The sequence below is a fragment of the Akkermansia sp. RCC_12PD genome (assembly GCF_036417355.1).
Classification (GTDB): domain Bacteria; phylum Verrucomicrobiota; class Verrucomicrobiia; order Verrucomicrobiales; family Akkermansiaceae; genus Akkermansia.
In genome coordinates this window covers 521,524-534,312 of the sequence record NZ_CP143889.1, presented here as the reverse complement: position 1 = coordinate 534,312, position 12,789 = coordinate 521,524, and the positions used below count along the sequence as shown (strand labels likewise).

11 protein-coding genes and 1 tRNA gene are annotated in these 12,789 nt (G+C 50.0%); 9 read left to right on the top strand and 3 right to left on the bottom strand.

Annotated features, from left to right (window positions below):
- The first annotated feature begins 8 nt into the window (after positions 1-8).
- The gene (locus V3C20_RS02220; protein WP_149873756.1) at positions 9-275 is read left to right on the top strand and encodes a hypothetical protein; all 267 of its coding nucleotides are present in this window, start codon (positions 9-11) and stop codon (positions 273-275) included.
- A gap of 56 nt (positions 276-331) precedes the next feature.
- The gene (locus V3C20_RS02215) at positions 332-1,168 is read left to right on the top strand and encodes a hypothetical protein (protein WP_130083123.1); all 837 of its coding nucleotides are present in this window, start codon (positions 332-334) and stop codon (positions 1,166-1,168) included.
- 1,005 nt (positions 1,169-2,173) lie between these two features.
- Here the strand turns inward: V3C20_RS02215 and V3C20_RS02210 are convergent.
- Both V3C20_RS02210 and V3C20_RS02205 read right to left on the bottom strand, forming a co-directional pair.
- Complete coding sequence (locus V3C20_RS02210; protein ID WP_130083122.1) at positions 2,174-3,511, bottom strand: MATE family efflux transporter; 1,338 nt, start codon at positions 3,509-3,511, stop codon at positions 2,174-2,176.
- 140 nt (positions 3,512-3,651) lie between these two features.
- Positions 3,652-5,451, bottom strand: coding sequence for a potassium transporter TrkG (locus V3C20_RS02205; RefSeq protein ID WP_161981209.1), 1,800 nt, complete (start codon positions 5,449-5,451; stop codon positions 3,652-3,654).
- 202 nt (positions 5,452-5,653) lie between these two features.
- Here V3C20_RS02205 and V3C20_RS02200 point away from each other — a divergent pair.
- Positions 5,654-5,740: transfer RNA gene (locus tag V3C20_RS02200), tRNA-Leu, on the top strand.
- Between the two features lie 597 nt (positions 5,741-6,337).
- On the opposite strand, the gene V3C20_RS02195 is transcribed toward V3C20_RS02200, so the two are convergent.
- A complete protein-coding gene (locus tag V3C20_RS02195) occupies positions 6,338-7,543 on the bottom strand; it encodes an ATP-binding protein (RefSeq protein ID WP_130083119.1) in 1,206 nt (401 codons plus the stop codon).
- A gap of 119 nt (positions 7,544-7,662) precedes the next feature.
- Here V3C20_RS02195 and V3C20_RS02190 point away from each other — a divergent pair, with 119 nt between their 5' ends.
- The 6 genes from V3C20_RS02190 (at position 7,663) to V3C20_RS02165 (ending at position 12,568) form a co-directional block, all read left to right on the top strand.
- Positions 7,663-8,889, top strand: a complete 1,227-nt coding sequence (locus V3C20_RS02190) for a hypothetical protein (protein ID WP_130083118.1) — start codon at positions 7,663-7,665, stop codon at positions 8,887-8,889.
- A gap of 8 nt (positions 8,890-8,897) precedes the next feature.
- Positions 8,898-9,038 (top strand): hypothetical protein, encoded by a 141-nt coding sequence (locus V3C20_RS02185; protein ID WP_153816355.1) that lies wholly within the window; start codon positions 8,898-8,900, stop codon positions 9,036-9,038.
- A gap of 441 nt (positions 9,039-9,479) precedes the next feature.
- Positions 9,480-10,055 carry a hypothetical protein gene (locus tag V3C20_RS02180; RefSeq protein ID WP_130083117.1) on the top strand — a complete coding sequence of 192 codons (576 nt, stop codon included), beginning with the start codon at positions 9,480-9,482 and terminating at the stop codon, positions 10,053-10,055.
- Positions 10,056-10,105: 50 nt separating this feature from the next.
- Positions 10,106-10,363, top strand: coding sequence for a hypothetical protein (locus tag V3C20_RS02175; RefSeq protein WP_130083116.1), 258 nt, complete (start codon positions 10,106-10,108; stop codon positions 10,361-10,363).
- 264 nt (positions 10,364-10,627) lie between these two features.
- Positions 10,628-11,656: a hypothetical protein gene (locus V3C20_RS02170; protein WP_130083115.1), complete on the top strand. Its 1,029-nt coding sequence runs from the start codon at positions 10,628-10,630 to the stop codon at positions 11,654-11,656.
- A gap of 297 nt (positions 11,657-11,953) precedes the next feature.
- On the top strand, positions 11,954-12,568 hold the full coding sequence (locus V3C20_RS02165; protein WP_130083114.1) for a hypothetical protein: 615 nt from the start codon (positions 11,954-11,956) through the stop codon (positions 12,566-12,568).
- Positions 12,569-12,789: the final 221 nt, after the last annotated feature.

Sequence of the window (12,789 nt, the reverse complement as noted above, 5' to 3'; positions counted from 1 at the left end):
TGCCGGGAATGGAAACGATGGAAATACCGGATGAAATGATTCAAGACCTGCTGCCCGCCGTACGGGAGCAGGTTTCCGCTCCGGAAACGGCCTATGTAAAAGCCTGCCTGGAACGGCTTACGGAAAAGCTGGAAGAGCAGGAAGCCCTGGAGCTGATTGCTCAGGCACTGGCTGTCGTCGTCAATGAAATGGTGGTAGGCGGCCGTCCATTTAACCCGGAGAAATACAGGACCCTTCTGAAGGATTTGCCGCTCCTTCCGGACGAGTCTCCGTGATAAATCTCGACAATCTCCGGGATTAATTCATAATCCGTCCTTTCACTTGAAATTTTATGGCTAAAAAACCATCAGAAACAAGTGCTCCGGAAGCGTCCGCCGCCCAAAAGCCGGCTACCCGGAAAACCGCTGCCAGAAAGGCGGCGACTCCGGCTAAAAAGACTGCCGCCAAGGCTGAAGAAAAGCCAGCTGACGCCGCTTCCGTAGAAGCACCCAAAACCAAAATCAAAACGGTTAAATCCGCCGCGAAAACTGCAGCCAGGACGAAAACCGTGAGAGCCGCCAAAAAGACGGCTGCCAAGGAGTCCCCGGCTGCTGAAGAAGCCCCCGCTCCCGCCAAAACCCAGGAATCCGCAGCCCCCTCTTCTCCCCAGGTTGAGAAAAATGCGGTTTCCGAACCGGTAAAACAGCCCGAATCCGGTTCTCCGGTCAAGGTCAAGCGTGAATCCTACCACCCGAACCGCAATCAAGACCAGCAGGAACGCCATGAACAGCACGGAAACGAACCTTTCGCCCAGCCGGAAACCGTGGGAGGAGGTTCCGACACTCCTTTCAACAAGCGCAAGCGCCGCCGCCGCAACAAAAAAGGTAATGGCGGTTCCGACGACCGCCAGCCCGCCATGCAGGATACGGCGTCCCTGAAAAATCTGGACGGCAAGAAAGTCGCCGCCCGTGCATGGAAAATGTTTCTGGCTGAAGTCTCCGAAGAGGGCCTTGCCCTGATGGACGACCAGACTGCCCGCGAAGCCGCACGCCGCGCCTTCCGTTGTGCTGAATTCTTCATGATGGAGGAATCCCGCCGCAAGCAGAGCCAGAAAGCTGTCTCCCAGCAGGGAAGGAACGCTTCTCAGGAAGAAGACCGGGATGCCGAAGAGGCAGTCGGCGAGGAATAAAAATTTCCTGCTCATGTTTTCGCCCTGCGGCCGCGGTCGCAGGGCTTTTTTATGGGGAAAGCCGCAGTAAGCCGGGATTTTGCGACGGCAGGATATGGCTTTCTCGGCTGCATCTTTTCTGGAAAGTCCTGCCGGAAGGACTCTGCCTCCCGCATAAGGGGGAAAGCCATTGAGGGATTCACGAAGATCCGGGCGGGAAAAGTTGCGGAAAAACCTGACAGGATCTCCAGAGCGCGGTAAGGATAAAGCCGGAATCATTCCCCGTGTCGCTGATCATGAAAACGCATTTTGAGCAGAAACAAATGTTTCTCTCCCTCCCCATTGACGGAGGCCACAATACTTCTTGTTCCGAACACATATCCGCGCAAACATACTTGTTCATGCCGGACTTAACAACGGGTTCCCTCACACGAACCTTTATAGGTGAATCCGTAAATCCGCAGCGCTTCCTTTGCCGGAAAGATGTCTTCTCCCGAAAACGGCGGCTTTCAGGAATGTCCATAATGCTCCCGGACAGGATTGCCGGCAGCATACATTGTCACCCAGATGACGAAAGGAATATACATCAGATAAAACAAAATTTGGAAAAACACACACTTCCAGATCGACTTCCTGCCAGGCCTGTGTATGTAAGTCTGACAAGAAGAACTCCCGTACATGCCAGCAACACTTATAGTACAATTTCCCGGAACGTGTAAACATTCATGGAGTTGCTTCCTTGCTCACGAAGGCGGACAACCATCATAAGCAACGGGATTGCCGCCTCCGTCGTCAAAATCCCATTCCTTGTGTTCAGTTGCCCAATCATCGGTGAACACATGGATGCACAGAAAATAGGGAGGATTTTCTGTCGCCCGGAATGCATACGTCACCTGATTTCCGGCGTGCAGGGCAACCCGGAAGTACAAGGAATGCAAACAGGAGCTTAATATCTTGTTATACCCGTTTGAACAGGGCACATCCGTCTTCTATCATTTTCCGGGAATCGAGGAAGCCAGGTTGCCATCAAACCTTTTTGCCGCGCCATCTGCCGCTCTTGAGGTACCACCATGTCAGGGAAATAAGGACGATCCCGTAAATATGTTCGGAAAACCAGCACAGAGCTACATCCGGCTTAAGCACGATAACGCCGTAATAAACGGCAGCCGTATAAACGGCAAGCGTGATCATTTCCATCACGAATCCCGCCCTGGTGTTTCCCGTGCCGGAAACTGCATTGAACAAAATGAAGGCGGGTGCCGAAATCAAGGTGGAAGTAGCCATGACGTACACGGAAGGAATACTTGCTGTGATGAGGGAGGGATTGTCCGTGAAAATCCTGAGGATGGGTTCCGGGAACAGGCACAGGACAATCAGGAGGGGAATCAGCAGGGCATAGGCAAGGTTCAGCGTCATCCTGCAGGTCTTGAACAGAAAGCGCTGTTCCCCGGCCCCGATCTGATTGCTGATCAAAGCCCCCGCTGTAGTGGCGAATGCACTGATAATCATGATGAGCATGGCCGCTATGTTGCGCACGATATTGGTGACGGCCAGGGGCCGTTCCCCCAGGTGCTCAATCGCCAGGAAGAAAATGAACCAGACGGAAACGGAAAGGAAGGACTGCACCATCGTCCAGCCGGAGATGGACAGCATGCCCTTTAGCAACTGGGGACGGAACGTGAACGCCCTGCGGAAACCATACTTCCTCTTGTCCGCCGTGATGCCGGTGTAAATGATAAAAAAGACCAGGGAAACGGCTTCTGCCACGCTGGAGGCGATTGCCGCCCCCGCCACGCCCATCGCCGGAAAACCGCCCTTGCCGAAGATGAGGCAGTAATTCAGGACGACGTTGCTCAACAGCATCACAATGGAATTGACCGTCAGGATCTTCGTCTGGGTGATCCCCACGTAGTAGGAGCGGAACATCACGCACAGGAAGGAGAAGAAAACGCCGTAAGTACGCCAGTGCAGATACTCCATGGTGGCTCCGAACACCTGCGGAGATTCGATGGCATGGCGCAGGATGGATGGGGAAAGATACCGGGAGGCGAAGAAAAGCAGAAGCGCGAGGGCAAGCATGAAATAGCAGCCCTGGATCATCGTGGGCGCGATGCGGTTGTACCTGCGTTCCCCGTTGCGGCGCGCGATGATGATTTGAGCCCCGAATCCAAATCCGAACGCCAGCATGAACATGGCCATGTAATATACGCCGCCGAGGGCGCAGGCTCCCAGGGCCACGTCTCCCACGCGTCCCAGGAAGATGGCGTCCGTCAGCCCGATCATGTGTTCAATGATCAGGCTGATCATGAGTGGATAGGACATGAGCCAGATTTTGCGGTAGGAAACGGTGGAAGGATTATTCATGACAAGAAGGCCTGCCGTTATTGCTGTTTGCCGGGCCAGGCGCGGAGAGTCCGGCATTGTTGATGCAAACCGGGTATTTTCAAGAGGGAACTGCGTTTGTCATCCGTGTATGACGCGGTAAACGGATGTTTGACGGCACGTCAGCTCAGGGGAAGCCTAGTCTCCGGATAACGGATGGGCGACTTGGAGGGTTGCTTCATGAAAGCCAGCACAAAGGCGACCATGCCCACGCGCCCCACGATCATGTTGAACACGATGATCCACTTGCCCACATCGCTGAGTTCCGGAGTGACGTTCCAGGAAAAGCCGACAGTGGCGAAGGAGCTGACCACCTCGAAAAACAGGCGTTCCAGGGAAAGGCCCGGCTCCGCGAAACACATGACCATCGTCATCATGCCCACCCATGCCCCGGCCAGAATGACGGTGATGACGGAGCGTTCCACCACGCTGCGGGCAATGCGGCGCCTGTGCATCACGACGTCCTGCTTCCCTTGCAGGATGCGCGCCACCTCTCCGCAGGAAACGGCAAAGGCGGTGGTATGCACGCCCCCAGTCGTGGAACCGGGATTTCCGCCGATGAACATGAGTGCGGAAAGGAACAGGGCATAGGGCACGCTATTGAGCGCCATATCGGAAATATTGAATCCGGCGGTGCGCGCCGTGGCGTTGAACAGGCTCTCCCACAGAATCCAGTACCAGGGGTCGGAAGAATTGAACACGCTTCCGTCGATTATCTTGATCAGAAACAGGACGAGGCCGCCGCCCAGCACCAGCGCCGCCGTCATGCGCACCACCAGCCAGCTGTACGTGGACCAGTGGCGGCTGACCGTATCCCGGCGGTCCCAACCCAGGGCTACCCTGGCCCTGCGGACAATTTCCAGATACATGGCAAAGCCCAGGCTCCCGCACAACACCATCACCATGATAGTGATCTGCCCTCCCATGTTGTAAGCCACGTCCGGCGTAGCCAGATTGTCGGCAAACAGGCTGAAACCCGCATTACAGAAGCCGGAAACGGAATGGAACACGGCGTACCACCACAGCGTATCCCCTTCCAGTCCGGGAATGCCGCGCCAGGAAAAATAAAGAGCGACGGCTCCCAGGGCTTCCACGCCGAACGTGACGGCAATGATATTCTTGATGAACCGGTCCACCTGGGTGATGCCCTCCTCGTCCAGAAGATTGCTGATGGTTACCTTGGAGCGCAGGGTCAGCCCCTGGCCCACCATCAGGGAGACGAAATAGGTGAATGTCATAATCCCGAACGCGCCGATCTGGAACAGGGCCAGAAGAATGGTCTGGCCGTAATTGGTGAAATGCTCGTGAACGTTCAGGGGAACCAGGCCGGTCACACACACGGCGCTGGTGCTGATGAAATAGGCGTCCGTGGGGGACAGGGAAATGCCTTCCTTCGTGGCGCCCGGAGACATCAGCAGGGTTCCCCCCAGCGCAATGAAAGCAATCAGGGTAATCAGGAAAAGCAGGGCAGGGCGGATGCGCGGCATGCGGAATCCCCTCTTTCTGCGGGCAATGCGGAAAAAATACTCCTTCAGGTTCAGCAGCGGAGCCGCTCCATAGCAGAGGCACAGCGCACGGAAAATATTCTGAAGCTCTATCCTGGAAAAGAAGGCGGAATTCGAATAATTCCCGATCAGCATGACGAGAATGAGAAGCCCCATGCCAAGCTCCACCCAGCGCGGATTCCGAATGGTCTTGGAGAGCCATTTTTCACGGAGAATTCCGATCACTCCCGCCAGCTGCCCGAGGACCAGCAGAGAAAGAATCTCCCGGAAATAGCGCAGGGAAACCTGGTCTTCGTGAATCGCGTCAAACCCGTTCAGCCACAGAAGCCACATCAAGGCGCCCAGCGTGCACATGCCGAACGCCAGTTCCATGATCTCGAAACGGTTTAAAACCGGTTTTTCCCTGTTCTCATTCACAAATCTGAAAATGGTGCCCTCTGAATGCCGTCGGAAGCCTACTGCATACGGAAGGATTTGAGAAGTCCTTATATCGTTTTCCGGGCGCCATGGAAGGGAACGGAAAAAGCCGGCCGTAAAAATATTTTTCCGAATACACGGGAAAATGGTTGCAAAGAAGGCCTTCCTGTGCATAATAACTCCCGTTCTTACCAAACCATGTGCGCTCGTGGCGGAATTGGTAGACGCGCTAGATTCAGGTTCTAGTGGGGGCAACCCCGTGAAGGTTCGAGTCCTTTCGGGCGCACCATATAACCCCTTTTAAGTTAACAGCTTGGAAGGGGTTACTTGTTTCAGGGGGAGTTCGTGCAAATTTCATGAAACGGCCCCAATCTGTGTACAAAGTGTGTACACTTTCGGGCTGTTTTTACCCTTATTCCACAAGGAGTTTTTGTCATAAAGATTGCACAATGAACGGCCCGTATGGCCGTTTTGTAAAACGGAAATCTGGCGAATTATGTATAATTGATACAATATCAATATATTGTGTTGTTTTGCATCTATCTGCATTTTTTCCTATCAGATGAGGTGGCTGGATGAAACACTCTACGGCCATGGCAGGAAGTACTCAACCGGGGATGTTCTATACTCAGGTTGAGGAAAACGAATTGTTCTGCGAAAATCTATTGCAGAAGGCGGTGAAGGATCGAGTGCTTGCGGTCACCACCAACTTATTCTGTAGCGAAACTCTATCATCTAACGCAACTGATGCGATGGTGCGAATAGAAGCTTCGGCTGGTGTGTTCCCGGCCCATTCGTTACCTGTGCATGGCGTGGCCGCACGAAATCCTGTACGATGAACTGCGGTGTTTTGCCGGTTTTGACTGCCAGCTGATGATTGTCTCGATCATTCCTTCAACAGAAATTCTTCCAGATTCATGTGGTGGATGCCCTCCTGATTGTCGCCCAGAATCATATCATTGAGCGTCACCACATACTTGGGATAATTGTCCTGAACGGCCAGCAGATTCCCGAACTCCCGGGCGGCTGTCTTCTCGTCGGCGACATTCAGGCTCACCTGAACATAGAGCTTGTCTCCCGACTTGTCGGCGACAAAATCAATCTCCTGCTCCTTCAGCTGCCCGACATGGACGGAATACCCCTGCTGAATCAGATGCAGGTAAACCGCATTCTCCATCACCTTGTGAACATCCCGGCGGAAATTGAAGCCCCGGATGGCATGGCTGATGCCGATATCCTCGAAGTAAAACTTTTCTCCCGTTTCGAAAATCTTCATGCCGCCCACCTCGGTGCGGGAAACCCGGTGAATCAAATAGGCATTGCTCAGGGCCCGCAGGTAATTCAGCGTCACCTGGGGAGACAGATCCACCCGCTGCGACTTCAGAAACTTGCTGATATTGTTGGCTGAAAACAGATTGCCGATATTGTCGGCCAGATAGGTCACGAGATCTTCCAGAAAATGCACATTGCGTATCTTCTCCCGGGCCACCGTATCCTTCAATAGAATGGTGGAATAAACGGAACGCAAATACTCGAAAGGAACATCGGCTTTCAGCCCGATATGGGCCAGATAAGGCATACCGCCAAACGTCAGATACTTTTTCAGGCTCTCCTGCCCGGTTTCCAGACGATGGAAGGTCAGGAACTCCCGGTAACTCAAGCTGTGAACATCGAAACTTACGGACCGTCCGGCCAGATGAGTCGCCAGTTCCCCCGAAAGCATTTGGGCATTGCTGCCAGTGCAGAAAATATCGCACTTCTCCTCGGCCAGCAGGCTGCGCAGGCAGAACTGGAAGCCCTCAATCTCCTGTACCTCATCGATGAACAGGTAATGGGGGCCCGGTTTGCTCAGCAAAGGTTCCAGATAATGTGACAAATCCTCATAGGTACGGATATCCCGGAATTGCTCCAGCTCCTTGTTGATGGAAATGATGTGCGCCTCCGGCTCCTTCCTGCGAATTTCCTCCATCACCTGACGCAGGATAAAGCTCTTGCCGATACGACGCTGCCCGGTAAGAACCTTGATGATGTTCTTGCCGATAAACGGAGCAATGCGTTCGGTATACTGGGGGCGCGGAATAAGAGTCGTCATTTTTTCTCCTTACGATTGATAAAATATACCAACTAAATAATTTCATCAATCATAATTGAAAAATCTATTCCCTTCGCGTCATCTATATATGACGGCTTATTACCTGCCGTCATGCACCCATGACTCCATTCTATGCACTCCGCCATCAGGTGAGACGGCTGGATGAAGAACTCTGCGGCAATGGCGGGAAGTACTCGACCGGGGATGTCCTGTTTTCAGGTGAGGGGAAACGAATCGTTCTGGAAAAACCCATCGCGGAAGGCGGTGAAGGATCGGTCTTTGCGGTTCATTCAGCATCAGAAACACCACTCGTTGCCAAGCTCTACCATCCGAACCAACGGACACGTTGGCGCGAGCAGAAGCTTCGGCTCATGTGTTCCCGCCCCATTCGTTCACCGTGCGTGGCGTGGCCGCGCGAGATCCTGTACGACGAACTGCGGCGTTTTGTCGGCGTTCTGATGCCCCGGGCGGACGGTGTTCCGCTCGGGGTTTTTGCGTTTCATGCGGAGCTGCTGAAGAAACAATTCCCCTCATGGACTCGTTACGATCTGACCAGGCTATGCCTGAATTTATCGGAAGCTGTCCATACTCTGCACCGTTACGGTGTTATTCTAGGCGATCTTCATCCCGGCAATGTGATGGTTTCTTCTGATGGCTCTGTCCATTGGATTGATGCCGACAGTTTCCAGGTCGAAGACTATCCCTGTTCCGTCGGGACGGAACGTTTCCGGGCTCCTGAATTCCACGGCAATTATGGAGACTTCCTCCGTACCCGTAGTCACGATACCTACTCCCTGTCCGTCCTGCTCTTCATGACATTGACTTTCGGTCTGTCTCCCTTTGCCCGGCAAGGTAGCGAAGAAGAGATGCAGGAGGCAGCCAGAAAGGGAGTACTGCCATACCCGTTTGCTTCGTACAAGCCTCCGGCGGGATTCTACCCGCCCGATACGCCCGGGCGCTATGTCTGGTCGTATCTCCCCCGCAAACTCCGCGATGCCCTCGGTCACAATCTTACCTGTGTCCAGCGTCGCGATTTGCGTCCACGCGTCATGCCGGGGTATCTGGCGCGTTGTTTGCTGCAATACCTCAGGGATATGGAACCGGGAGGAAGAAGGGATCATCCCATTTACCGGGATCTCCTGCATGACCGTCCCTGCCCGCCCCGCAATCTGATGGAACAGATGATGCCCAACATCTGTACGGACTGCGGTATTCGCTTCCGGGAGGCTCCTGACGACATTGTCCGGCGTTTACGGCAATCTCATGCCCGTCCCTTGTGCAAGCTTTGCATCAGGCGTCGAAGTGCGTTGAATCAGGCATCCCGGAATCAAACCACCAACCATTAAATCGAATCATGATGTCCACATCAACAACACACTCAACCAAACAGGAACAGCTCGTCGCCATGCGCGAGTTCAGCAATAACACCAACGCCCGGCTTACCTTGCTCGACCAGGCAGCACACAGGAAGGACCTTTTTCCGAAGACGAGCTAAAAGGGTTCTATCATCAGCGGACTCTTCCTCCCGGGTCTTATGTCTGGACAGAAGGATGGGATTAATGGCGTCCCTGTGAAGACGCTTTTGAATGGTTTATTTCCAGTGCCAAGCTACTGCCTCTTCCTCCACAGTCCGATTCAGGAGAAGAATTGAAGAAACTATATCAGGATAGAAAGCTTCCGCCGGATTCTCTAGTATGGACTACGGCCTACAGCGAAGACGGACTAACGACCACTGTCACGACACCCGCCGGGGCTATTCTCGTCACCGAACTCACGCCGACGGCAGCATCATGCACGAGTACGGCACGGACAGCGCGAAATCCACCACTCCTACGATCTCGACGGCAATTGTCTGAGGGAAACCGTCTATCTGGCTGACCGCTCGACGATTCTCTCCCAGACCCTGACCAACGGTTTCGGGCAAATCGTTGCCCAGGTGACTCCCTCCACTTCCGGCTTTATCTATGACCGCAGTGAATACAACGCGGAAGGTCAGATCGTGCGCACCGGGCGCGACACGGGTTCCGGCGCCGACGCCGTTTCCATGGCTCCTACGCTCTATGAATACGACGCTTTCGGCAACCTTGTGAAGCAAACCCTGGCCTGCGATGACGAGCCTTCCGTCTTGAATTTGCCTGTTCAGGAATACGCCTATGGTGTTGAAAATACCGAAGACGGTGTCTACAACAGCCGCAGTGAACTGATTGGCGACCAGCTTCGTCCCGGTGGCCGATTCGGCTATCAATACGATAACATTGGGAACCGCAAGACCTCCTTTGAATTCGGCGATACTACGGATTATACGACCAATGATCTCAACCAATACGCTGGTATCGTTAAGAATGGCGACGAATCCTTCATCCCTTTCTACGACGAGGACGGCAACCAGACGAAGGTGAAAACCTCCACCGGCATCTGGAACGTCTCCTACAACGCCGAAAACAGGCCTGTGAAGTTCGAAAATGGAGAAGGTACTACTATGTACCTAAATTTAGTAAAAGTGCCCCGCTAGGTCCTATGAGAGATGGCCGATTTTCTTTTGGAGGAAGAGTGAATTTTAGCATGAATCTCATTTTCGCACCTAATACGTCAAAGTTTAATGTTGATGTAAATGGCGAATATGATATAGGGATTAGTGTTTCCAGTATAGATAAACAAATTAATATCAGAGGTATGGAAGCTAGGTTGAGAGCAGGTGCTACTGTAGGAGATACTGCTAAAATCGGTATTGATGGATCTGTTGATATAGCTAAATGCCCTGAATGTTCTATTACGGGACGAGTGTACATTACAGGAAGTGTGGAATCTTATATTATTTAGGGGCCAAAGCTTCCCTAAAAGATAGTTGATTTGACATTTCTGTTGGTGCCGAAGTTAAGGGATCCATTAAATTATCGTATAAGCAATGTCGGATTTTTCAAGGAGGAAAATCTAGATCCTAGACAGCAGAAATAACTTTATCGGCAAGCGCTACTGTGTATATATATTTTTTTCTCTAATTCTTTAAGTGTTAATTTAGGGGAAATTCTTCTAAATTTCCTAATTTCTGGACACCTCAAATTTTATAAAATTGTTATTAAAGGTATGAGTATTTTCAGCTGCGTATTTCAAGATCAAAAAAATGAATTTGTACTTGGTAAAAGAACGCTCAATGGATCATTATTGAAAATGGACGGGTCTGTTTGTGGTCATTATTCCGTAGAAGCATTTCCTCAGAGATGCCGTGTGCATATATCTATAGAATCTTCGGAGCTTCAAGTTGATATACGGAAATCAATGAGTGATTCCATCCAATGGGTAAATAAGCTCTTTATGCCATGGGGCAAAGGGAATATTATTCTCAACGGGAAAAATATTGCACAATATATTTCTTATGGGGAAATTAAATTTGAAGATCCCAAATTGGGGTTTTTAAAGATCATACAGGATGATAGTGCTCGTAGATTTTTGTGGGCTAGAACTCAAGGATGTTCTTATGATGATGCAAATAAATTTAGGAATTACCGGGAAACATTGCTTGTAAGCAATGACGCTGTGTTTGCCTCCTTTTGCGGGTATTACAGACGTTCTCGTCTTTTAAATGAAAATGATGAAAATATAATTGTTAACATGCCTTTAGAAAAACAATGGTGTATTTTTACTTTATGTCTGATATGGAATGCAATGAGACCAATTGAAGGTTTTTTGCAAAATGAAATGACTCCTTCTCATAATTGCATTGGGGATCCTATTCCGGACATTCCTTCGTTTGTATTATTAGAGAAAGACGGAGAAACAATACTTTCCACTGATCCTGAAGATGTTAACGGGAGAATACTGAAACGTGACCAATTTTTTCAATTTATTGCTCGTAATTGCCAATGGTATCTTGGTATTCCTCTTATTCTATTGCTGTATGCCTTCTTAAAAGATTGTTATGGTTTTTTCCTTTTGAAAATGAATGATATTCCTGTCGGAAGGCTTTGGATAACAGGTTTGTTGTGTCTTTCAGTTGCTATTCTGTATTGGAAAGTTGCTTTCAGGCATGGCGTTGCGAAATATTATCGGTTTCCTTTAAAAAACGGGGCCTGTACAATGGAGCAAATACCGCAGGACGATAGTTTCTCATCTTAATGAAAATCGTAATAAGTTTTATCATGGTATTTTTTCTAAATCTTTCCTTGTGAAACTCGATTCTGTGATGAAGGTTCAACGGCAGGAGTTTAAGAACAGGCAATAGGGAGGCGGCCAAGATTTCGTTACAGGAAAGTGTTGCATGAGGTGCCTGTGTCATGTAGGACTCCTATATCACAGATTTATGTAAAAAGGTGGAAACTGTAATTGCCCAGGAAAAAATCTGGGGACATTATTCTATCCCGTCCTACTAAAAATACCGTAAATCACCGTATTCTTTATTAATATGAAATTGGCATGACACGGAGACTTGGTTTGGATAAATGTCTTTCCACTCGTGGAAGCTACTCGCTTTCCTTTTCGTTGGATGGTGGAATTCTAACGGTTGAGAGGTTGTCATATGAACCTTGGTGGAGGAAAATCCTTCTAACAGGATTGTTTTTCATTCCTTTTCTCGGTTTTTTATTGTCAACATTATACTGTATTTACGCAATTTTTGCAGGTTTGGAGTATGCTGCCAATTGTCTGGAGGTTCTTCCTTTGATGATTTTTATAAGTGCTGTTTGTTTTACAGGGATTCCTTCTATAAATAACTTGTATTCAAGCAAAGTCATTTTTGGAAGCGGTCAATTTTCATTTATTGGTGCCTTTATCTCCAGGAAAAGTCGGTTGGCAAATAAAAAAGTAGGACTTGTCTTGGAAATATATGATTCACCCAGAGGAAGTTTTCTGAAAGGTGAAATCATCATACGCCGGAAAGGAAAATTCCCTCCTTGGAATATTCATGTCCCGTTGTTCCAGACGATTACATATCCCTCAAAAGAAATTGCTAATAAGAATGCTTGTATGATAAAAGAATTTATTTCTGAAAACGCTCATTTACTTTTTTCAGAAATAATAATAGAACAATAGAGAAGTTTAAATTTTCTTTTCCTGGAAATTTTAAAAGCCGTATTGATGATAACGACTTTCATGATGACCATTTGATCCCGAATATTTCTGGGCTGGAATCCTCTTCGTTAATAGGGAACCGTCCCATGCGGGCATGAATCCCGGCAATATTTTTATCCGTCTGTAAAACATGGTTCGTATTCAGCGGTTACACGGTTGTTTCCCGCATTTTTTGAGTGGGA